Annotated in this window: 12 protein-coding genes; 7 read left to right on the top strand and 5 right to left on the bottom strand. The window is 73.0% G+C overall.

Annotated elements, in window-relative coordinates; genetic code table 11:
* Nucleotides 1-11: 11 nt before the first annotated feature.
* From FHS29_RS23870 to FHS29_RS23855, 4 genes are read left to right on the top strand one after another with little or no spacing between them, the layout of a single operon-like run.
* Nucleotides 12-197, top strand: coding sequence for an MbtH family protein (locus tag FHS29_RS23870; protein ID WP_184694009.1), 186 nt, complete (start codon nucleotides 12-14; stop codon nucleotides 195-197).
* Between the two features lie 2 nt (nucleotides 198-199).
* Nucleotides 200-4,693, top strand: coding sequence for a non-ribosomal peptide synthetase (locus FHS29_RS23865; RefSeq protein WP_184694007.1), 4,494 nt, complete (start codon nucleotides 200-202; stop codon nucleotides 4,691-4,693).
* On the top strand, nucleotides 4,686-6,113 hold the full coding sequence (locus FHS29_RS23860; protein WP_184694005.1) for an MFS transporter: 1,428 nt from the start codon (nucleotides 4,686-4,688) through the stop codon (nucleotides 6,111-6,113). Before FHS29_RS23865 ends, FHS29_RS23860 begins: the two co-directional genes overlap by 8 nt.
* Complete coding sequence (locus tag FHS29_RS23855; protein WP_184694003.1) at nucleotides 6,103-7,002, top strand: TauD/TfdA family dioxygenase; 900 nt, start codon at nucleotides 6,103-6,105, stop codon at nucleotides 7,000-7,002. Before FHS29_RS23860 ends, FHS29_RS23855 begins: the two co-directional genes overlap by 11 nt.
* Before the next feature lie 42 nt (nucleotides 7,003-7,044).
* On the opposite strand, the gene FHS29_RS23850 is transcribed toward FHS29_RS23855, so the two are convergent.
* From FHS29_RS23850 to FHS29_RS23840, 3 genes are read right to left on the bottom strand one after another with little or no spacing between them, the layout of a single operon-like run.
* The gene (locus tag FHS29_RS23850; protein ID WP_184694001.1) at nucleotides 7,045-13,962 is read right to left on the bottom strand and encodes a non-ribosomal peptide synthetase; all 6,918 of its coding nucleotides are present in this window, start codon (nucleotides 13,960-13,962) and stop codon (nucleotides 7,045-7,047) included.
* A complete protein-coding gene (locus tag FHS29_RS23845; protein WP_184693999.1) occupies nucleotides 13,959-16,028 on the bottom strand; it encodes a type I polyketide synthase in 2,070 nt (689 codons plus the stop codon). The genes FHS29_RS23850 and FHS29_RS23845 overlap by 4 nt, the downstream gene beginning before the upstream one ends.
* Nucleotides 16,021-17,847, bottom strand: a complete 1,827-nt coding sequence (locus FHS29_RS23840; RefSeq protein ID WP_184693997.1) for a non-ribosomal peptide synthetase — start codon at nucleotides 17,845-17,847, stop codon at nucleotides 16,021-16,023. Before FHS29_RS23840 ends, FHS29_RS23845 begins: the two co-directional genes overlap by 8 nt.
* 132 nt (nucleotides 17,848-17,979) lie before the next feature.
* On the opposite strand from FHS29_RS23840, the gene FHS29_RS23835 reads away from it, so the two are divergent.
* Both FHS29_RS23835 and FHS29_RS37775 read left to right on the top strand, forming a co-directional pair.
* Entirely contained in the window at nucleotides 17,980-19,002 is a 1,023-nt protein-coding gene (locus FHS29_RS23835; RefSeq protein ID WP_184693995.1) for a linear amide C-N hydrolase, read from the top strand.
* Between the two features lie 56 nt (nucleotides 19,003-19,058).
* Complete coding sequence (locus FHS29_RS37775; protein WP_221456550.1) at nucleotides 19,059-19,385, top strand: hypothetical protein; 327 nt, start codon at nucleotides 19,059-19,061, stop codon at nucleotides 19,383-19,385.
* Nucleotides 19,386-19,466: 81 nt separating this feature from the next.
* Here the strand turns inward: FHS29_RS37775 and FHS29_RS23825 are convergent, their stop codons facing one another.
* Complete coding sequence (locus FHS29_RS23825; RefSeq protein ID WP_184693993.1) at nucleotides 19,467-21,074, bottom strand: carboxylesterase/lipase family protein; 1,608 nt, start codon at nucleotides 21,072-21,074, stop codon at nucleotides 19,467-19,469.
* A gap of 457 nt (nucleotides 21,075-21,531) precedes the next feature.
* Here FHS29_RS23825 and FHS29_RS23820 point away from each other — a divergent pair, with 457 nt between their 5' ends.
* Nucleotides 21,532-22,932, top strand: coding sequence for an MFS transporter (locus FHS29_RS23820; RefSeq protein ID WP_312865072.1), 1,401 nt, complete (start codon nucleotides 21,532-21,534; stop codon nucleotides 22,930-22,932).
* Between the two features lie 62 nt (nucleotides 22,933-22,994).
* Here FHS29_RS23820 and FHS29_RS23815 read toward each other — a convergent pair whose 3' ends face one another.
* Nucleotides 22,995-23,225 carry a hypothetical protein gene (locus FHS29_RS23815; protein WP_184693991.1) on the bottom strand — a complete coding sequence of 77 codons (231 nt, stop codon included), beginning with the start codon at nucleotides 23,223-23,225 and terminating at the stop codon, nucleotides 22,995-22,997.
* Nucleotides 23,226-23,343 lie beyond the last annotated feature (118 nt).

Raw genomic sequence — 23,343 nt, 5'->3', positions numbered from 1 at the left:
GGGGGCAAGCGATGTTCAAGGTCGTCGTGAACGACGAGGAGCAGTACTCGATCTGGCCGGCGGACCGGCCGAACCCGCCGGGGTGGCACGACGAGGGGTTCACCGGCGAGCGCGAGGAGTGCGTGGCCCACGTGGACGAGGTGTGGACCGACATGCGTCCGCGCAGCCTGCGCGAAGCGCTCGCGGAGCAGGGCTGACCATGGCCGACCGACCGGAGGCGCAGCTGTTCCCGGCGTCGTTCGCCCAGGAACGGCTCTGGTTCGTCTCCCAGCTCGCGCCCGAGCTCGGGGTGTACAACATCGCGTTCCCGGTGACGTTGCCCGACGGCCTCGACCCCGACCTGTTCCGGGACGCGTTCGAGCGGCTGGTCGACCGGCACGAGACGCTGCGCACCTCGCTGGTCAGCCGGGACGGCCGGCTGTCGCAGGTCGTCCACCGGCGGGTGCCGGTGGACCTCGTACCGACCGACGCGACCCCGGACGAGGTCGGGGCGCTGGTGGCGGCCGACTGCGCGCGTCCGGTCGACCTCGGCTCCGCGCCGCTGTGGCGGGCCCGGCTGATCCGACTGCCCGGCGACCGCTGGGTGCTCGGCTTCGTGGTCCACCACTGCGTGTTCGACGCCCGGTCGGTGGCGAACCTGGTCGGCGACCTGACCGAGCTGTACCGGGCGGCCGAGCGCGGCCGGGCCGCCGACCTGCCCGAGCTGGAGGTCCAGTACGCCGACTTCGCCGCCTGGCAACGTGATCAGCTCGCCGGCGGTGCGCTGGACGGGCAGCTGGCGTACTGGCGGCAGCGGCTGGCCGACCTGCCGCCGGAGATCGGCCTGCCCACCGACCGCCCGCGCCCGCCGCGGCCGAACCACCGCGGCGGCGAGGTGTGGCTGGAACTGTCCGCCGAGGACAACCGGGCGGTCGGTCGCCTCGCCGCCTCGGCGGGCACGACGGCGTACGCGGTGCTGCTGGCGGGCTTCGTCGCGGTGCTGCACCGGCTGTCCGGGCAGACCGACGTCGTGGTGGCGTGCCCGGTCGCGGGACGGCAACTGCCCGAGCTGGAGCCGTTGATCGGCATGTTCGTGAACACGCTCGTGCTGCGCGTGGACTGCGGCGGCACGCCGTCGTTCCGCGAGCTGGTCGGGCGGTCCACCGGGACGCTGCGCTCGGCGATGGACCACTCCGACGTCCCGTTCGACCGGCTCGTGGAGGAGTTGGCGCCGGACCGGGACGCGGCGCGCCCACCGCTCTACCAGGTGGTGCTGAACCTGATCCCGTCCATCGGCAGCCCGCAGACCGGCAACGGCACCGCGAAGGTCGACCTCATCCTGGACCTCGCCGAGGACGCCGACGGGGTGCTGCGCGGCCGGCTGGAGTACAGCGCGGACCTGTTCGACGAGTCGACCGCGCGCGGGATGGCCGACCGGTTCACCCGGCTGGTGAAGGCCGCGACGGCGGACCCGGACCTCGCGCTGAACCGGTTGCCGCTGCTGCTCGACGGCGAGCGCGAGCGGTTGACCGGCGGGCCGTCGACCGGTGTGGTCGACCCGGAGACGTCGGTGCCGGTCCGCTTCGCGCGGATCGCCGAACGGCTGCCCGACGAGGTCGCGGTGTGCGACTCGGCGGGTGGCCGGCTCACCTACCGGGAGTTGCACGGCCGGGCGAACCGGTTGGCGCGCAGGCTGTCCGGGGTCGGCGCCGGGCCGGTGGCGGTGCTGTCCGACAACACCGTGGACCTGGCCGTGGCGGTGCTCGGCGTGCTCGCGTCCGGCCGTCCGTACCTGCCGTTGGACGTGCGGCACCCGGAGGAGCGGGTGCGGTTCCTGCTCGCCGACGCGGGCGCCGTCGCCGTCGTCACCACCGCCGGGCGGAAGGTCGACGCCGAGGTGCCGGTGTTCGTCGTGGACGAGGGCTCCGCGGACCCGCCGGCGGTCGTCATCCGGCCGGACTCGCTGGCCTACCTGATCTACACCTCCGGCTCGACCGGCAAGCCGAAGGCGGTCGGGGTGACGCACGGCAACCTGGCGGCGTACCTGGACGGGCTCGCCGCGCTGCTCCAGCCGCCGGACCGCCCGGTGTGGGCCACGCTCCAGCCGTTGACCTTCGACTTCGCCGTCACGGCCTTCTTCGGCGCCCTGTGCGGCGGTGGCAGGCTGCACCTCGTGGACCGGGAACGCGCGACGGACTCGGCGTGGCTGGGCGAACACCTGCGGCGCGAGGCCGTCGACTACCTCAAGATCACCCCGTCGCACCTGGCGGCCTTGGACTCCACCGACCTGGTGCCGCGCCGGGCGCTGATCCTCGGTGGCGAAGCGTCCACAGTGGACCGGTTGAGGGAGCTGCGGCGGGTGGTGGACGTGGTGAACCACTACGGGCCCACCGAGACCACGGTCGGCGTGCTGGCGTTGCCCGCCGACCGGGACGCGCAGCCGATCGGCGTGCTCACCCCGCTGGGCTGGCCGATGGCCCACGCCGAGGCGTACGTGCTCGACGAACTGGGCGAGCCGGTGCCCGACGGCGTCGTCGGCGAGCTGTGCATCGGCGGTGCGACGGTCTCCCGGGGATACCTCGGCAGACCGGGCCTGACCGCCGACCGGTTCGTGCCCGACCCGTTCTCCGGCAGGCCGGGCGCCCGGCTGTACCGCACCGGGGACCGGGTGCGCAGGCTGCGCGGCGGTGCGATCGAGTTCCTCGGCCGGTTCGACGACCAGGTCAAGGTCCGCGGTCACCGGGTCGAACCGGGAGAGGTGCGGCACGTGCTGGCAGGCCACGCGGACGTCGCGGACTGCGCGGTGACGGCGACGCCCGACCTGGCCGCGTACCTCGTCCCGGTCGGGGGCAGGCGACTCGACCCGGACGCCGTGCGCGCCCATGCCGCCCGTGCCCTGCCCGACTTCATGGTGCCCACGACGTTCACCGTGCTGGACGAGCTGCCGCTGACGCCGCACGGCAAGCTGGACCGGTCCCGGTTGCCCGCGCCGGACCACACCGCGTCGGGCCGCACCACGTCGGGCCACACCGCGTCGGGCCACACCGCGTCGGGCCACACGGCACCGGGCCACACCGCACCGGACGGGGCCGTGCCGGACCCCGCCGGGGACGCACCGGCCGGGGAGTTCGAGGAGATCGTCGCCGGGCTGTTCCGGTCGCTGCTGCGCCGCGACCACGTCCGGCGCACCGACGACTTCATCGCGATCGGCGGCCACTCGCTGCTGGTGATCCAGCTGATCACCAGGATGCGCAAGGCGTTCGGGGTGACGCTGCCGCTCCCGGTCGTGTTCGCCGAGCCGACCGTGGCCAAGCTGGCGGCCGTGGCCGCGAGCAGGATCCGGACCGGCGAACTGCCGCCGATCACGCCGGTGCCGCCCGGCGCGGTCGAGCCGGCGTCCTACGGCGAGCAGCGGCTGTGGTTCACCGACCAGCTCAACCCCGGCGCGACGCTGCACAACGTCCAGTACCTGCGCCGGTTGTCCGGCCCGCTGGACCCGGACGTGCTGGAACGGGCGTTGCGCGAGATCGTGCGGCGGCACGAGGTCCTGCGGACCAGGTTCGTCGCCACGCCCGCCGGGCTGACCAGGGTCGTCGACGCGGAACCCGGCTTCCCGTTCGACACCGTCGACCTGTCCGACCTCGATCCGGCCGAACGGGAGGAGGAACGGCGCGCGCTGCTGGACGAGCACGGCGGCCTGCCCTTCGACCTGGCGACCCGACCACCGCTGCGGGCACTGCTCATCCGCACGGCTCCCGAGGAGCACCACCTGCTGCTCACCGTGCACCACGCCGTGTTCGACGGCCCGTCGGTGGAGGTGCTGTCCGCGGAGCTGGCCGAGCTGTACCCGGCGCTGCGGGACGGCCGGGCGCCGCGCCTGCCGGAGCTTCCCGTGCGGTACGCGGACTTCGCGGCGTGGCAGCGTGCGGCGATGTCCGACGGGGCCGCCGACGCGCAGCTCTCCTACTGGCGGCGCCAGTTGGCCGGCCTGCCCGCCCGGCTCGACCTGCCGACCGACCGGCCCCGGCCGGCGCGGATCGGCGTGAGCGGGGCGTACCTGCGGTTCGACGTGCCCGCCGACGTCGTGGACGCGTTGCGCGCGGTCGGCGCGGGGGAGGGGGCGACGCTGTTCATGGCCTCCCTCGCGTGCTACGTCGAGCTGCTGCGGCGGTACAGCGGCGCGCACGACCTCGCGGTGGGCGTGCCGATGATCACCAGGCAGCGGCCGGAGCTGGAGCCGCTGATCGGGTTCTTCGTGAACACGTTGGTGCTGCGGGTCGACGCCGGCGGCGAGCCGACGTTCCGGGAGCTGCTGCGGCGGGTGCGGCAGGTGACCATCGAGGCCTACGGCAACGCCGACGTGCCGTTCGAGGTGCTGGTGGACGAGCTGGCGCCGCGCCGCGACCCGGGGGTGACCCCGTTGGTGCAGAACATGTTCATGCTCGCCGACGACCGCCGCGCGCTGCCGGTGGACATGGGCGGGGTGAGCCTGGAGTTCGAGCCGTTCGGGTTGGGCAGCGCCAAGTTCGACGTGTTCCTGTACCTGTGGCGGCGCCCCGACGGGCTCACCTGCGCGCTGGAGTACCGGCCGGAGCTGTTCGACGAGCAGACCATGCGGCGGTTCGCGGGCCACTACACCGAGCTCCTGGCGGCAGCCGCCGCCGAGCCGGACAGACCGTTGGCGGAGACGGCCGCGGAGCTGGTCGATGACTAGGCCGACCGGACCCGCCGGGACGGAACCCGCCGACAGCGGTTCCACCGGTGCCTCGCAGGCCGGCACGGGGTCGGCGAACGGCGGGACCTCCGGTGCCTCGCAGGCCGGCACGGGATCCGCGAACGGCGGGACCGCCGACGCGGGGACGCTGTGGCGGCACCCGGACTTCCTGAAGCTGTGGGGCGGCCAGACGCTCGCCGTGTTCGGCGCGCAGGTCGCCCGCACGGTCCTGCCACTCGTCGCGGTCATCCTGCTCAACGCGTCCGCCACGCAGATGGGCGTGCTCAGCGCGCTGTCCCAGCTGCCGTTCCTGCTGTTCCTGTTCGCGGGCGTCTGGGTGGACCGGGTGCGCAGGCGGCGCGCGATGATCTGGACCGACCTCGGCCGGTTCGCGCTGCTGGCGTCGATCCCGCTGCTGCACCTGGCGGGCTGGCTGCGGATCGAGGTGCTGTGGGTCGTCGTGCTGGGCCTCGGCGTGCTCGGGGTCATGTTCGAGACCGCCTACCACGCCTACCTGCCGTCGCTGGCGGGCCGGGCCCTGCTCGCGGAGGGCAACCAGAAGCTCGAACTGAGCCGGTCCACCGCGCAGTTCGCCGGGCCGGGCGTCGCCGGTCTCGCGATCTCCGCGGTCACCTCGGCGCTGGTGCTCGTCACCAGCGCGTTGACCTACCTGGCGTCGGCGGTGCTGCTGGTCTTCATCCGCAGGCCCGACCCGACGCCACCCACCGCCGAGCAGCGCCCGAACGTGGTCAAGGCCATCGGCGCCGGGCTGACCTGGGTGCTGCGGCACCCCGTGCTGCGGGCGATCACCGTGGCGACGGCGGTGTTCTGGTTCTTCTACAGCGCCCAACAGACGCTGTACGTGCTGTACCTGGTCCGCGTGCTGGACGTGCCCGCCGGCTGGGTCGCGGCGATCTTCGCCGCCGCCGGGCCGGGTGCGGTGGTCGGTTCCTGGCTGTCGATCAGGATCATGAAGCGCTTCGGGGTCGGCCGGACGGTGCTGTGGTCGGTCGGAAGCGCGGTGGCCATCCTGCTGCTGGTCCCGATCGCGTCCTGGCCGCAACCGCTGTGGCTGGTGATCGGGCTGCTGGCGCTGTCCCAGTTCGGGTACGGGCTGGCCTCCCAGGTCGGGACGGTCGTCCAGACGACGTTGCGCCAGGTCGTCACGCCGGACGAGCTGCAAGGCCGGGTCGTGGCCACGCTGCGCGCGTTGTCGCTGGCGATGGTCCCGGTCGGCGCGCTCATCGCCGGCGTGGCGGCCGACGCGGTCGGCGTCCAGGCGGTGGTGTGGGTGGCCTCGATCGGTGTGCTGTCGCCGGTGCTGGTGTACGCGACATCGGTCATCCCCGGGATGCGTGATCTGCCGAGCGAGGAGGAGGCCGCCGCGATGGCGCCGGAGACGAGGAAGAATGCGGAGTGAGGGCACGACCGTCGTGCGGCTGGGCGCGGACGCGTCGCGCGCCGAGGTCGAAGAGGCGTTGGGCACCGGCGGTGTCGTCCTGCTGCGCGGCCTGGACATCCGCACACCCGAGCAGTTCCACGCGGCGGTCGCCCGCTTCGGCGACCCGCTGACCAGCTACCGGGGCGGGAACACACCGCGCAGCAAGGTGGCCGACGGCGTCTTCACGTCCACCGAGTACCCGCCCGAGTACGAGATCTCGCTGCACAACGAGCTGTCCTACGCCAGTACGTGGCCGCGCTACCTGTTCTTCTGCTGCCTGGTGGCCGCCGAGACCGGCGGTGCCACTCCGGTGTGCGACGGTCGGGCGCTGCTGGCCGACCTCGACCCGGCGGTGCGCGCCCGGTTCACCGAGCGCGGCGTGACCTACCGCCGGCACCTGCACGGCGGCTACGGGCTGGGCAAGTCGTGGCAGCGGACGTTCGAGACGGACGACCGCGCCGAGGTGGCGCGCTTCCTGGCCGACGAGGACATGGCGTTCGAGTGGACCGACGAAGACGGTCTGCGGACCGCCGCGACCCGTCCGGCGACCCGCACCCACCCGGTGACGGGGGAGGAGGTGTGGTTCACCCAGGCCGACCAGTGGCACCCGTCGAACCTGCCGCCCGCCGAACGCGAGGCGCTGCTGGAACTGGTGGACGACGAGGCGGACCTGCCGCACTCGGTGACCTACGGCGACGGGCAGCCGATCCCGGTGGCCGACCTGGACGCGGTCCGCGTCGCGGCGAAGAAGCACGAGGTGGCGTCGCCCTGGGAGCGGGGCGACATCATGGTGGTGGAGAACATGCTGGCGCTGCACGGCAGGCACGCCTACACCGGCGCCCGCCGGATCCTGGTGTCGATGACCTGAGCGCCCGTCCCGACCCGCTCCGGAGTCTGCCGATCGCCGCGGTCACCCGGCCGTCAGGTCGGCCACCGGCTGCGTCGCCGCGGTGCCGAACAGGAGCTGGTCCTCCCGGGCGATGACGTCCACCTCGTCCGGGTCCGCCAGCGCGCCGACCAGGTCGGCCACCGACCCGTCCAGTGCGGCCGTCATCCGGTTCAGCGCCGTGCACACCTTGCGCAGCACCAGGCCCATCCGGTCGTCGGAGAACGTGCCCTTGTTGTAGACGAGGCTCAGCGAGATCGTCTCCGCCGGCCCGACCACGACCCGGACCTCGTGCTCCGTGTTGGCCCCGCCGATGATCCGCCGCCAGGTCTCCGACCGGGGTGCCGCGCGCAGCGGACCGTCCATGAAGAACAGGCACGACTGGTAGAGGTCGGTCCCGGCCGGGACCTCGCTGACGTCCTTGATGCGGCGCAACGGGCTCCACTGGTGCGCGCGGTCGTCGACCTGTGCCGCCTGGAGTTCCCGCAACCAGCCCAGCAGCGGCTTGGCCGGGTCGACCGCGACCCGTGCGGGCAGGTGCAGGTTGCTGTAGCCGACCACCTGCTCCGCACCGGGCACCTCGTCCGGCCGCCCACCGACCACGTTGCCGAACAGCACGTCGGTGTCGCCGGTGGTGTCGTGCAGCAGCAACGCCCAGGCGGCCTGCACGAGGGTGAACAGCGTCAGCTGGTGGCGCCTGGCCGTCACCCGCAGCGCGGTGCTCGCCCGGCGGGACAGCATGGCCGAGCGACCGGTCCGCTGGGGGTGCCGCGGTGCGGTCGGGTCGCCGTCCAGCCGCTGCACGAGCGGGGTCGCGGTGGTGAAGCCGGCCAGCCGCTCGCGCCAGTAGTCCAGCATCGGCGCGAGGTCCTGGCGTTCGAACCACTCGATGTACCTGGCGGGCGCGACCACGTCGGGCAGGTCGGGGTCGTCGCCGTGGACGATCGACCGGTACACGGTCTCGGCCTCGTGGAACGCCCGGTAGAACGAGATACCGTCGAACAGCAGGTAGTCGACGAACCACGTCCACCAGTAGGTCCGCTCGCCGACCCGGAACAGCGCGTGCCGCGAGTGGCCCGGCTCGGCCAGGTCGAACCCCCGTGCGTAGAGCCGGTCCATGTACGCGTGCCAGCGCCTGCCCTGCTCCCGCGGGTCCAGGTGCCGCCAGTCCTCGACCTCGAACCGCAGCGGCACTTCCCGGTGGACCACCTGCAACGGCCGGGGAACGCCCTCGGTGAGGACGCCCGTGCGCAGGTTGGGCTGCCGGGCGACGACCACCCGCCACGCCGCCGCCCACGCCTCGGGGTCGATGTCCTCGCCCGCCCACGTCAGGTCGAAGCCGTAGAGGCTCGGTTCGCCCCGGTCGCGATAGCAGGCGAGCATCCAGTCCTGGTGCGGGCCGACCGGGTACACGTCCTCGATGTGCCTGCCGTTGCCGAACACCCGGCTCAGGGTCTCCTGGTCCAGGCCGGCCAACGGGAAGTCCGACGGCGTGCACGTGCCGATGTCGTCGGTGGCGGCGTGCTCGGCGAGTTCGGTGAACGTGCGGTGCAGGTCGTCGACGGCATCCGGCGCGGAGCCGCCGGCGAGCAGCACCAGCGCGCGGACGCCGTCCCAGCGCAACACCACGTCGGCGTCCACACCGAGCCGGTCCACCTCGTCGTCCGCGGCGCAGCGCAGCAACGGTTCCGGGTCGGCCACGTCCTCGTCCACCAGGTGCACGACCACCGCCGCCGCCGCACCCGAGGGGGACGCCGCCCGGAGCTGCTCCTTGACCGCGGACAGTGAGACCTCGGCCGCGGCGGGCAGTGACACGAGCACGTCGAACCGGCCGACGCCCGCCGACACGTCCCGGCGGCGCACCGACAGCCCGTCCGACCGCCACCGCCGCACGCCCAGCACGACAGCGGCGAGCAGGGCCTCGGACGCCGACATCCGGTACGCCGTCGCCAGGGGACCGGTCACGGCGGCCACCTGCTCCCCGGTCGGCTCCCACTCGAACACGGCCGACGGCTCGATCACCGGGCGCTCGACCGGCGTCACCGGCCGGCCGGCCGCCCACGCGGCGAAGCCGACCGGGCGACCCGGCAGGCGGATCGCCGCACCGGCGGCGAGCTGCCGGTAGGCCAGACCGAGTTCGGCGAGCAGGATCCGCACGCCCCGCCCGTCCACCGCCAAGCGGTTCACCACCAGGGCGAGTCGTTGTGGCGTGGCGGAATCCGGGTCGGTGCCGACGATGCGGACGACCGTCGTGGCCGGGTCGAAGTCCGCCGCCGCGTCGTCGGGCAGCGAATCGGAGTGCGGCAGCCAGCGCACCTCCGGTTCGCCGGGCTCGACCGACCACTCCTCGGAGTCCAGGGTGAGCCGCAGCGCGTCGTGGCGGCGCGCGACGAAGGACAGGGCGGCGTCGAGCAGTTCGGGGTCCAGCCGGACGGTCGGCTCCAGCAGCGTCGTCCACACCGGGTCGGAGCCCAGGAGCAGCCGCTGGGCGGTCGTCAGCGGCACCCTGGTCGGCACCGCCCGCGCCCGTTGCGCCACGGTGGCCAGCTCGGCGATGGTCGGGTGCTCGAACATCCCCCGAGCGGTCAGCTCCAGCCCATCGGCGCGCGCCCGGCCGACCACCTGGACGCTGCGCAGCGAGTCACCGCCCAGCGCGAAGAAGTCGTCCGTGACGCCGACCCGTTCCAGCCCCAGCACCTCGGCCCAGATGCTCGCCAGCAGCCGCTCGGTCTCGTCCCTCGGCGCGACGAACGAGGCGTCGTCGGCCCGCGCCGAGGTCGGCGGCGGCAGCGTGCCGTGGTCGACCTTCCCGCTGCGGTTCAACGGCAGCCGGTCGAGCACGACGAACCGGGCGGGCACCATGTGGCCGGGCAGCCGTTCGGCCAGGTGGGCCTGCAGCGCGGGGACGACCTCCGCCTCCCAGCGGTCCCGCAGGCAGAAGTTGGCGAACCGCGACCAGTCGACCCGGTCCGGCGGCAACGGCGGCTCGGCGGGCAGCTCCCCGGTGCCGACCGCGATGTCGAACAGCCCGGGACCGCCGGTCGCGGAGAACCGCAGCCCGACCCGGTAACCCAGCTCCTCCGCCACCCCGGCCAGCTCGTCCGGGTCGATCCCGTGCGGGACGAGCACCTTCGCCAGCTCGCCGACCGTGGCGGGTGCGGCGACCGGATCGGCGAGCACGGCCGCGGCACGCAGGTCGTCCGCCACGCGGGCGTTGGGGATGTCGCGCACCACGGCGATGTCCGGTCGTTCCCCGGCGAGCCAGTCGCGGAACTGCTCCACCGTCCCGGGCCACGTCCGGGACGGGATCGCCCGCGGTTCCGTCCCCCGCGGTTCCGATCCCTGCTGCTCCGTTTCCCGCTGCTCCGTTCCGCGCTGCCCGGCAGGGTCGGTGCCGACCCGGAGCACCACGTCGTAGCGGAACCGCTCCAACTCGGTGTGGTGCGACCCCCGCTTGAGCCGGACGTCGACCGAGGCGACGCCCTCGAGCCTGCGGAACAGCCCGGGGTCGACCAGCAACTCGTTCTCGCCGCCCACCCGCTGCGCCACCCGGGCCCGCAGCGCGGCCGTGGACTCGCCCGGCGCGCTGCGGTACCGCTCGACCGAGGTGTGGAACGCCTCCAGCAGCCCCAGGTGGCGCACGTCGCCGACGAACACCAGCCCACCGGGCTCCACCAGGTCGATCAGGCCCTGCAGCACCGAGACCAGGTAGTCGACCGACGGGAAGTACTGGACGACCGAGTCGAGCAGGACCGCGTCGAACCGCTCGCCGGCCAGACCGGTCAGGTCGTCGGCGGGCTGCCTGCGCAGCTCGACCCGGTCCGGGCCCAGCCCGACCAGCTCGGCCTGCTTGCGGGCCGCCGCGAGCGCCGACCCGGACACGTCGGTGCCGACGTAGCGTTCGCACAGCGGCGCCAGCCGCCGCAGGAACAACCCCGTGCCACAGCCGACGTCGAGGACGCGGCGCGGTCGTGCCTCCACGACGGGCGCCACCGCGTGGTCGAGCCACTCGACCATCGCCGCCCGCGCGATGGGCTCCCCGGTGTAGCTGGAGTCCCAGCCGGCGAAGGGGTCGGCCTCCTCGCCGAACGCCAGGTCGAACACCTCGCTCCAGCCGTCCACGGCGGCCGTGCTCGACCGGTCGACCAGGTCGCTGCCGGGCTCCACGGACAGGTAGCCGACCAGGTCGACGTTGCCCTCCTGGTCGGTGCGCGGCAGCACGACGGCTTCGCCGACCATCGGGTGCTCCAGCATCGCGGCCTCGATCTCGCCCGGCTCGATGCGGTAGCCGCGCACCTTCACCTGGCGGTCGGTGCGGCCGAGGAACTCCAGCGTGCCGTCGGGCAGCCACCGCACCTGGTCGCCCGTACGGTACATCCGCGCGCCGGGCGTGCCGCTGAACGGCTCGGGGATGAACCGCTGGGCCGTCATCCCCGGCCGGTTCAGGTACCCGCGCGCGAGCCCGTGGCCCGCGACGAACAGTTCGCCCGGCACACCGACGGGCACCGGTTCCAGCCGCTCGTCCAGGACGTAGCCGCGCAGGTCGGGCAACGCCCGGCCGATCGGCGAGGACGGCGCGGCGGCCAAGTCCTCCAGCAGCACCCGCTTGTACGTGACGTGCACGGTCGTCTCGGTGATCCCGTACATGTTGACCAGCGCGGGCTTGGCGTCGCCGTGCTCGGCGAACCACTGTTCCAGCTCCCGCACGTGCAGCGCGTCACCGCCGAAAACGACGGTGCGGACGTCGAGATCGCGGAACGACCGTCCGATCGCGGTCAACGTGGTCCGCAGCGCGCGGAACGCGGGTGGTGTCTGGGTGAGCACCGTGACGCGTTCGGCGCGCAACAGGTCGACCAGGGCCTCGTGGTCGCGCACCGCGTCGGCGGGCACGATCGCCACCCGGCCGCCCTTGGTGAACGCGCCCCACATCTCCCAGACCGACAGGTCGAACGCGTGCGAGTGCAGCAGCGCCCACACGTCGGTCGCGTCGAAGTCGAAGTGCTCGTCCGCCGCCGTCATCAGCCGGACGACCTGGCGGTGCTCGATCATCACGCCCTTGGGCCTGCCGGTGGAGCCCGACGTGTAGATGACGTACGCGAGGTGGTCGGCTTCCGTCACCGACGGCGGGTTGTGGTCCGGGCCGTCGAAGTCGTCGTCCAGCGGGACGATCCGGCCGTCGTAGTCCGGGAACCGGTCCCGCAGGTGCTCCTGGGTGAGCAGGATGCGCGCGCCGGTGTCGCCGAGGACGTACTTCAGCCGCTCGGCCGGGTTCGTCGGGTCCAGCGGCACGTACGCGCCACCGGCCTTGAGCACGGCGAGCGTCGAGACGACCATCTCCACGTCCCGGGCGGCGCAGATCGCCACCAGGGTCTCCGAACCGACACCGAGGTCGCGCAACCGGTGCGCCAGCCGGTTCGCCCGCCGGTTGAGCCCGGCGTAGTCGAGCCGCTTCGACCCGAGGCCCACCGCGATGGCGTCCGGCGTCAGCGCGGCCTGCCGCTCGAACAGCCCCGGCAGGGTGTCGCGGACGTCCGGGTCGAGCGGCTGGGCGCCGAAGACGTCCAGCACCCGCGCGCGTTCGGCGGCGTCAAGCAGGGCCAGTTCGGACAGCCGCGCCGAGGGCCGCGCGGTCAGGTCCCGCAGCAGCGTCCGGAAGTGCCCGGCCAGCCGGGCGACGGCGTCCGGGGTGAACAGGTCGGACTTGTAGACGAACCGGACGATCGCGTCGTCCGCGTCCGGAGTGGACGGTGGGCGCACCTCCAGCCACAGGTCGACGAACGCGGCGTCCACGTCCATCGGGAAGTGCTCCATGTCGAGCGTTCCCGCCGGTGCCTGTTCGGTCGCCGATCGCGACTGCCGGGTGTTCTGGAGCGTGAGCATGACCTGGACCAGCGGGTTGTGGCTCATCACCCGCTCCGGCTGCAACTCCTCGACCAGCTTCTCGAACGGCAGGTCGGCGTGGGCGAACGCGCCGAGGGCGGCGGCCCGCGCCTGGCCGAGCAGCTCGGACACCGTCGGGTCGCCGCCGACCCGGACGCGCAGCGGCAGCGTGTTGGTGAACATGCCGATCAGCTGTTCGTGCTCCGACCGCGTGCGCCCGGCGACCGGGCTGCCGATCACCAGGTCGGTCGCGCCGGTGAGCCTGCTCAGCAGACCGGCCAACGCGGTGTGCAGCACCATGAACGGCGTGGCCTTGTGGGCGCGACCGCAGTCGACCACCGCGCGCCACAGCTCGCCGGGCAGCGGGACCTGGTGCGTCGCGCCGCTGAACGTCTGCACCGTCGGCCGGGGCAGGTCCGTCGGCAGGTCGAGCAGCGTCGGCGCGCCCGCCAGGTGCCCGCGCCACCAGTCGAGGGTCTTCGCCAGGTGCGCGCCGGCGACCTCCTCGCGCTGCCGCCGCGCGAAGTCGCGGTACTGCAACGGCAAGGGGGCCAGCGGGTCGGGCCTGCCGTCGACCCGCGCGGAGTACAGCCGGGCCAGCTCGCCGAAGAACAGCCCGGTGGACCACCCGTCGACCAGGATGTGGTGCACGACCACGGAGAGGACGTGGTCCTCCTCGGCCAGCCGGTACAGCCGCATCCGCAACGGCGGTGCCTGGGTCAGCTCGAACGGGGTGGCGATCTCCGCCCGGATCCGGTCCCGCGCTGCCGCTTCGCGTTCCGCCGACGGCAGCGCGCCCAGGTCCGTCAACGGCAACGAGACGTCCCCGGCGGGGACCACCGCCTGCGTCGGCTCGCCGTCGGGAGCCGGGAACCCGGTGCGCAGAACTTCGTGCCGTTCGACGATCCGCCGCAGGCTCCAGGTCAGCGCGTCCAGGTCGAGCGGACCGCGCAGCCGCACCGCCCAGCTGGTGTTGTAGGCCGTGTTGCCCGGCAGGAGCTGGTCGAGGAACCACAGCCGTTGCTGGGGAAAGGACAGCGGAGCACCCGTCGAACCCGTCATTGCTCCCCCTTGAGCAGTTCGCCGATGACTGTGGCGACGCCCGCGGGCGTCGGGTCGGAGAAGACCTCTTCCGGTGTGAGCGACACGTCGAACGTCTCGTCTATGCGGGCGATCAGGCCGACCGCGATCAACGAGTCGCCGCCGAGCGCGAAGAAGTCGTCGTCGGCGTCGACCTCCGGCTGCTGCAGCACTTCGGCGAACAGCAGGGCGACGGTCTCCACGATCTCGGCCGGCTGCCAGGAACTCGCGACCGGCGCGACCGGCCGGGCAGCGGGTGGCGGCGCGGCGGCCGGCGGCGCGGCGGCCGGCGGCGCGGCGGTGGGTGCCGCCGACTCGACGATGTGGCGTCGGCGCTGGAAAGGGTAGGTCGGCAGCGGAACCCGGCGTCGGCGCTCCACGGGCCGGATCGCCTCGCCCGCCATCCACTGCTCGCCGAGCCGGTGCAACTCGTCGGCGGCGGTTCCGCCCGAGTGGTCGTGTGCCTGGCGGTCGTGTGCCTGGCGGTCGGGTGCAAAGCGTTCGTGCGCAGGGTGGTCGGGCCCGGCGTCCTCGGCGGTCAGCGCCCGGACGGCGTCCGCGCGGTCGGTGACCACCGCGCACCAGCGGTGCGGGAAACCGACCCGGCCGACCTGGAGCGTGTACGCGACATCGTCCAGCGACTGTTCGGGATGCGCGGTCAGATGAGCGGCGAGTTCGGCCCGCATCTGCCGCAGCGCGGGCACCGTGGTCGCCGACAGGACCAGCAGCCGGTGTGTTCGCGGCGGTCCGGCGGGCTCGGGCGACGGCGCTTCCTCCACGACGACGTGCGCGTTGGTGGCACCGATCCCGAACGAGCTGACACCGGCGCGCCGGGGACGCCCGCGCTCCGGCCACGGTGCGGCCTCGGTGCGCACCTCGAACGGTCCGGCCGCGAAGTCGATCGCGGGGTTGGGCTGCTCGAAGTTGACGCTCGGCGGCAGCACCCGGTGTCGCAGCGCGAGGATCACCTTGAGCAGCCCGGCGATGCCCGCGGCGGCGTCCGTGTGGCCGATGTTGGGCTTGACCGTGCCGAGGACGGTGGAGCCGGCAGCGCCACCGCCGAACGCCCTGGTCAGCGCGGCGACCTCGATGGGATCCCCGACCTGGGTGCCGGTGCCGTGGGACTCCACGTAGTCGACGGTCTCCGGCGCCACCTCGGCCGCCGCCAACGCCGACCTGATCACCTTCGCCTGCCCGGACACGCCCGGCGCGCCGTACCCGACGCGGTCGCTCCCGTCGTTGTTCACCGCCGAACCCCGGATGACGGCGTGGATGTGGTCGCCGTCGTCGACCGCGTCGGCGTACCGCTTGAGCAGGACGACGCCCGCGCCGTCACCGAACACCGTGCCGTTGGCCTTGGCGTCGAAGGCCCGGCACACCCCGTCCGGCGACAGCACGCTGCCCGCCCTGGCCACCGCGCCCCGCGCCGGCACCCGCACCGACACACCGCCCGCCAACGCCATGTCGCAGTCGCCGAACAGCAGCGCCTGGCACGCCTGGTGCACCGCGACCAGCGCGGTGGAGCAGGTGGACAGCACGGTCATGCTCGGTCCGGTCAACCCCAGCTTGTGCGACACCCGCAGGCACAGGTGGTCGGCGCCCGCGACCATCGCCAGCCGGACGTCGTCGAGCCCCGGGAACCGGTCGCGGTGCCTGCCGACCAGCGACCAGTACCGGGACTGCCCGCAGCCGCCGTAGACACCGACCACCGCGTCGGTCGCCGACGGCGGGTAGCCCGCGTCCTCCATCGCCTGCCAGCACGTTTCCAGGAAGACCCGGTGCTGCGGGTCGCTGAGCACCGCGTCGACCGGCGCGTAGCCGAAGAACTCCGCGTCGAACCACTCCGCCCGGTCGAGCTTGCCGTACCGGCGCACGTAGGCCGGGTCGGCGAGCAGCGCCGGGTCCTCGCCGGCGGCCAGCAGTTCGTCGGTGGTCAGCTCGCGCACCACGGTGGTGCCGGTCGACACGGCCTGCCAGTAGGCGTCCAGGTCGGGCGTGCCCGCGAACCGGCCGGCCATGCCGACCACCGCGATGTGGGTGTCAGTCACGGGCACCGCTCTCCTCGATCCGGTCGCGGCGCTGCCGGGCCAACCGGGCACGATCACGCCGTACCGGTTCAGCGGGTGGTTCCGGGCCGTCGACCGGTCGGCCGTCGTGCGTCCGAACCGGTCGGTCGTGGCCGTTCTCCAGGTGCCGGGAGAACGCGGCGATGGTGGGGAACTCGTACAGCTCGACCAGCGACACGTCACGGGAGGCGATCCGGGTGAGGTGGCCGTAGACCTGCACCAGGGACATGGAGTTGCCGCCGATGTCGAAGAAGCTGTCGTGGATGCCCACCCGGTCCAGGCCGAGCACGGACTGCCAGATCCCGACCAGCTGCCGTTGCAGCTCGGTGCCCGGCGGTTCGTACGGCGCTGAAGTGGCGCGTCGGGCGAGCGCGGGCAGCGCGTTCCGGTCGATCTTGCCGGTGGCGGTGAGCGGGAAGCGGTCCAGCACCGCGTAGTCGTCGGGGAGCATGTACCGCGGCAGCCGCGCGGCCAGGTGGGCGCGCAGCGCGTCCGCGTCCGGCCCGCCCGTGACGTAGGCGACGAGCCTGCCGTCGACCATGGTGACGATGGCCTGGCCCACCTCGGGGTGGGCGACCAGCGCGGCCTCGATCTCACCGAGCTCGATGCGGACCCCGCCGCTGCCCTGCACCTGGTGGTCGGTCCGGCCGATGAAGTCCAGCTCGCCGTCGGGCCGCAGCCGGGCGCGGTCACCGGTCCGGTAGAGGCGTTCGCCCGCCGCCCACGGGTGCGGGACGAAGCGGTCCGCGGTCAGGCCTGGGTTGCCCAGGTAGCCCCTCGCCGTCCCGACCCCGCCGAGGTAGACCTCCCCGACCCGCGCGGGCCGCAGCCGGTCGTCCAGCACGAGCACCTCGGCGCCGTCGACCGGCCGACCGATCGGGGGCACGCCGTCGCGGCCGGGTTCGAGGCGCGCGCAGGTGCTCCAGACGCCGACCTCCGTCAGGCCGTACAGGTTCAGCACGTCGAACGGCAGCCCGCGGTCCGGGTGCCGGTGCAGCGCGGCACCCCCGATGTGCAGCAGGCGCAGCGCGCAGTCCGGCGGCCACGGCATGCCGAGCGCGGTCTCGCCGACCGGTGTCGGCAGGAAGCACACGGTGATCCGTTCGGCGAGCAGCCACCGCCGCAGGTCGGCGGGCGAGGACAGCAGCTCGCCGTCCGGGGCGTGCAGGCCGGCGCCGGAGGCCAACGCGGCGAACGAGTCCAGCACGCTGACGTCGAAGCCGGGCGAGGCCGTCATGCCGACCCGGTCGGCGGGCGTGAGCGCCAACAGCCGCCGTGACCAGTCGACCGCGTGGGCCAGCGACCGGTGGGTGATCATGACGCCCTTGGGCGTGCCGGTCGAGCCGGACGTGTAGGTCACGTAGGCGAGCTGGTCGGGGTGCACGGGTTCGGGCGCGACCACCTCGCCGCCGGGGGCCGAGAGCCGCCGCCAGTCCAGGGTGAGGGCCTTCCCCGGTAACCGGCCGAGCTGGTCGGGGCCGGTGATGACGACCGTCGGCGCGGCTTGGTCCAGCATCCGCGCGAGGCGGGCCGGAGGGTTCACCGGGTCCAGCGGCACGATGGTGGCGCCCGCTCTCAGGACCGCCAGCTGGGCCACGACCAGGTCGACGCCGCGGGCCAGCACCAGGCCGACCGTGCTCCCGGCGCGGACCCCCTCGGCGCGCAACCGCGCCGCGAGCCGTCCGGCGGCGAGATCCAGTTCCCGGTAGGTCAGGCTCCGCGCGTCGTCGGCGGCCGCGGGGGCCTCCGGCGCGGCGGCCGCTCGTTCGGCGACGAGGACGTGTACGGGCGTTGCCGTCAAATCGCGCACGCTCCCCCCCAGTGGTTTGCGCGTATGCGGCCGGAGCCGCGCCCGACTGTAACCCCGAACACACCGGACGTGCACCCATTCGGGGATTGATCGGCCGCTGCGCTTCGGGAACCCTGGCGACCGATGGCGGCCAGGGTGCTCGGTGTGCTGCTGGTGTCCATGGCGGTGCTGGTCAGCAGTGCCCCTCCGTGGCGCGGGCAGCCGGTGCCGGCTGTCGGGACGACCCCGGAGACGGCGGCGCGGGCACTCGTCGTGGCGCCGACGGAGGCCGAGACGGCGCGGAGCCTGGCGACCCTGCGCAAGCTGGACGACCACCCGCTGTACTCGATGACCTACTACGGCCCGGCGCCGCGGATCGACGACGCGGCGGGCGACGGGCCGGGACGGGCCGACCGGGCGCCGTTCGGCTGCACGCTGTTCGTCGCGGCGGGCACACCCGGGCAGCCGCTGATGGGCCGGAACTTCGACTGGGACCACGGCCCGGCGCTGGTGCTGCACGCGAACCCGTCGGACGCCTACCGCTCGGTCTCCGTGGTCGACCTGTCCTACCTGGGCGTGACCACCGACGCGCCGCCGTCCGGGCAGGCCCTGGCGAAGGCGGTCACCCTGCCGTTCGACGGGATGAACGAACACGGCCTGGTGATCGGAATGGCGGCGCTGGACCACGCGCGGGTCGAACCGCGACCGGGACGGCCGGCGGTCGGGGGCGTGGGCGTCATGCGCCTGGTCCTGGACCGGGCCCGCACCGTGGACGAGGCGGTGGCGCTGCTGGACGGCTACAACATCGACTTCGGCACGGGCCCCGGTCTGCACTACCTCGTCGCGGACGCGAGCGGGGCGTCCGCGGTGGTCGAGTTCCCGGACGGTCGGCTCCGGGTGACGCCGCGTCCACCCGGTGACCACTGGCAGGTCATGGAGAACTTCCCGCTGGCCACCGCGGCGGAACAGTCCCGACTGACCCACGACCGCTACCGGACCGCGGCGTCGCGCCTGGCCCGTGACGGCGGCCGGCTGTCGTCCGACGACGCGCTCGCGCTCCTCGCCGAGCTCGCCCAGCCGCACACCCAGTGGTCGGTGGTGTACCGACCGGGCGAACGTGCGCTGTCGCTGACCACCGGTGAGCAGGTGCACCGACTCGCGCTGTAGCGGCGTCCACGGGCGACCATCCGGAGCGTGCTCGACTCGGTGCCGCTGTTCTTTGGCTGGGATCCGGTGGAGGAGCGGGGTCGGATCTTCACCTTCGACGTTTCCGGCGCCCCGCCGAGGAACGCGACTTCGGTGGCACGGGGTCGGGCTGGACCTACGCCAAGGGCTCGCTGAAGAAGCTGCAGCGCCAGGACATGGACCGCGACCAGGCCGTCGGCGCGGCGATGCAGGCGCTGTTCGACGCGGCGGACGACGACGCGGCCACCGGCGGCCCCGACATCGTCCGTCGCATCTACCCCACGGTCGCCGTCATCACGGCCGACGGGTACGAGGAGGTCGCGGACGGGGAACTGGCCGGCTTCGCCGCCCGCCTGACCCCCTGAGCGCCCGACCGGACGCTCGACCCCCGAGCGCCGACCCGGACGCCCGACCCCTGAGCGCCCGACGGGTGGCGTTGTCCGGCGCTACCTCGGTCCGGGGGCGATGGCGTTCCAGAAGCCGCAGTGGTGCTGCCGGCCGATCTCGCCGGTCATCACGCTGTTGCCGGCGGGCAGCAGCGACATGAACCGCGGATCCGCCGCCGTGTGGGGTGTCCACAGTGGAGTGCCGTCCACGGTGGGGTTGCCGGTGCGGGCGAACCCGGTCCACTGCGCGACGAGCTGGCGGCCGTACACGTTCTGGTTGGGGTTCCAGAGGTCTCCGTCGCGGGCGTAGAGGAACGTGTTCTCCGAGACGTGGAAAGCGCCGTTGGGCTTGGTCTGGTCCAGCCACCCCGCCGGCGGCGAGTCCGGGTTGTCCACCTGGTAGGCGAACACCGTCAGGTGCCGGGCCAGGCGTTGGGCGAGGACCAGGGAGGGGCAGACGGAGTTGGAGTCGGCGACGATCGTGCGGTAGGCCAGGAAAGCCGAAGGCTCGGGGAAGCGGTTCAGCGGGTAGCGCGCGAACACCGCGGGGGCGTGCTTCCCGTACTGTTCCCTGACCAGGGTTTCGTACTGCTCGGGTGTTTCGGCCGGGTCCAGCTGCACGTCGTCGCGGGCGACACCCGTCATCACACGTGCCCGGTTGAGGTGGCCGCGTTCGATCGCCTTCGCCGGCGCGAGCGGGATGGTCTTGCCGTCCACCACCGGAGCGATGGTGCCGCTGTCCGGGTTCAGCCCGTTGCCCACCTGTGCCAACAGCCGCTCCACCGGGAGCCCGCGCAGGCACGCGGCGACGTCGTCGGCCTCGGCACAGCCGACGGCCGCGGTGAACCGTGCCCCGGCCTGCTGCGCCTCCGGCTCGCTGGGCCAGCGCGCCTTGCAGTCCTGCGGCTGCCACGAGGTGTCCTTGCCGAACAACGAGTTGTAGAGGCCGCTTTGGATGATTCCCTTGTGGAACAACCCTTGCGCGTCCGGTGACACCAGCTGCGCGCACACGCTCGACCCGCCCGCCGACGCCCCGTAGATGGTGACGTTGCCCGGATCGCCGCCGAACGCCGCGATGTTGCGCCGCACCCAGCGCAGCGCTTCCTGCTGGTCCTGCAACGCGTAGTTGCCGGAGTTCGGGCCGAGTTGCTCCGCCGCGAAGAAGCCGAAGATGCCCAGCCGGTAGCCGACCTCGACGCTGATCACCTGGCCGGCCGCCGCCAGCCGGCTCGCGTCGCTCGGTCCGAACAGCAGGAACCCGCCGCCGTGGAGCTGCACCATCACGGGTAGGGGTCGTGGGCTGTCGCCCTCGGGAACGCGAACGTTGAGCTTCAGGCAGTCCTCACCGCTCGGCGGCGCGCCAGGGCCGGCGGGTTGCGGGCACCGGATGCCCACCCGCGTGGCGGGGAAGGTCTCCGCCCAGGGCGTGACCCGGGCCGGAGGGCGCCAGCGCAGTTCCCCGACAGGTGGTGCCGCGTAGGGGATTCCGAGCCAGGAGGTGACACCGTTCCCGACGACGCCGCACACCGGACCGTCCACCGTGCGCACCTCGGTCCCGTCCGCGCAGGGAGGTGCCGCTCCCACGGCGGGAGCGGTCGGAGCCGCACCGCCGGACAGCAGCACGGTCACCGCGCACAGGACTGAGACGACGAGCGGTCGTGACCTCATCACAGACCTCATTGATCCACCCTCGGCACCAGAACAGGCCAGCCCATGTTCGAAGTGGGCGCCCACAGGGGTCAAGGGCGGTCACCCGGCTGCTGTTGCTACTTCGGTGTGGTCCGGTGCACCGCCCGGACACCGGTCCACCCGTGCGGGGGTGTCAACGTCACGAGGCCATGACCGGCCGCGCGCCACATCAAGCCAGCGCTGCCCTGCCTACGCGTTTCTGTTGAGAAGGTCAACAGAAGGAGTGTCCGACTCTCTTCGTGCAGAGTCGGTAATGAGACGAGCGCAACGGGTGTGGTGGAAAAGGTTCGGAGAGGGCAAGTCGGCAACTGTCCGGTGGACAGGCACTTCGTGATGGCGCCGGCCGGTATCAGCTATTGACAAAGTCAACAGGCGATGCGGAGACTCACCACGCCACCACCGCCCAGGCGGAGTCCCTACGAAGGAGTCGCACGCCGTGGCCGAACCCACCACCCCGGCCCAGGGGCCGGAGCCCACCGCCGCCGGCGGGACCGTCGACCGCACCGCCACCTACCGCAGGATCGCCCTGCGGATCATGCCGCTGCTGGTCATCTGCTACATCGTGAACTTCATCGACCGGACCAACATCGGGATCGCGCAGGAGGGGTTGCGGCGCGACCTCGCTCTCGGACCGGCGGCGTACGGGCTCGGCGTCACCCTGTTCTTCGTCGGGTTCATCCTGTTCGAGGTCCCCAGCAACGCGCTGCTCGCCCGGATCGGCGCGCGGAAAACCCTCGTGCGCATCATGGCGTCGTGGGGCGTGGTGACCATCGCGACCATGTTCGTGTGGGACGAGCCGAGCTTCTACGTCGCCAGGTTCCTGCTGGGGGTCGCCGAAGCCGGGTTCTTCCCGGGCGCCCTGTTCTACCTGTCCCGCTGGTTCCCCTCCGCACGGCGCACCAGGATGACCGCGATCTTCTTCGTCGGAGTGCCCGTCGCCGGCGTGATCGGCTCGGTGGTCTCCGGCGCCGTCATGCACGGGCTCGGTGGCGTCGGCGGCCTCGCCGACTGGCAATGGCTGTTCCTGGTGGAGGGGATCCCGCCGATCGTGCTGGCCCTGCTGGTCTTCCGGCTGTTCGTCGACGAACCCGAACAGGCGCGCTGGCTGAGCCCGGCGGAGAAGGTCGCGGTGCGCGCCGATCTCGACGCGGACCAGCAGCGGAAGCGGCCCGCCGACAAGGCGAACGGGCACAGCGGCCTCATTCTGGCCTTGCGCGACCGCAAGGTCTGGCTCCTCGGTCTCTGCGCGTGCGGCGCGTACACCCTGGCCAACGCGGTGTCGTACTGGACTCCGCGCATCATCGCCGAAGCGGGCGTCGGCAACGTGCTCGACCTGGGGTTGTTCTCCGCCCTGCCACCGCTGGCGGGCATCGTGGTGATGCTCGTCGTCAGCCGGCACTCGGACCGGACGCTGGAACGCCGCCGGCACACCGCGACCAGTTGGCTCGTCGCCGCCCTGGCTCTGGTCGCGCTCTCGTTCTCCGGCGGCAACGTCGCCGTGGTCGTCGTCCTGCTGGCGGTCCTGGCGGCTGCCCACTACGCGGGACTCACCGTCTTCTACTCGATCCCCTCGATCTACCTGTCGGACCGGGCCGCGGCGACCGGGATCGCCGTGGTCACCTCGATGGGCTCGTTCGCGGCGGCGGTGTCGCCCTCACTGCTCGGGTTCATCCAGCAAGGCACCGGCAGCCTCGCCCTCGGACTGCGGATCAGTGCCGTGTTCGTGCTGCTCGCGGTGGCCCTGGTGCTGATCGGAATCCGCCCCGGCGACCTGCGCGAAACCGGATCCGGCGCCGCGCGCAGGCCTCAGCGGGCCGGGAGCCGACCAGAGGTGTGAGAGCCCGGGCGTGATGCCGGCGGCCGGCACGGCCTCGCCCGGGCAGGCCGGAACGCGAAGGGTCAGGTGGCCTTGGGCTTGGTTTCGATCAGCTTGGCCCCCGGCCGGTTGCTCGTGTTGGTGTTCACCACGTGGATCGTCCGATCCGGCCGCGGGTCGACCAGGAACCGCACCCGCCCGTCGTCGAACAGCGTGAGAAAACAACCGTCAGCCACTTCATAGCGGTACGACCCGGTCTTCCTGCTGTCACCTTCGTACCGAACGCCGGTCACCCGCAACACTTCCTCGGCCACGCATCCTCCTGTGATCAGCTTGCCCGCCCGACACCCTCCGGCGCCCACAGCGGCCCCGTCCGCACCAACGCCGAAGCCCGCCCCCTCGCCCTCCGGGTACGCCACCATTCTGGTGCAT

The organism is Saccharothrix tamanrassetensis (genome assembly GCF_014203665.1).
GTDB lineage: Bacteria > Actinomycetota > Actinomycetes > Mycobacteriales > Pseudonocardiaceae > Actinosynnema > Actinosynnema tamanrassetense.
Note: the sequence above shows the minus strand (reverse complement) of the source record. Positions and strands in the feature narration are given on the sequence as shown.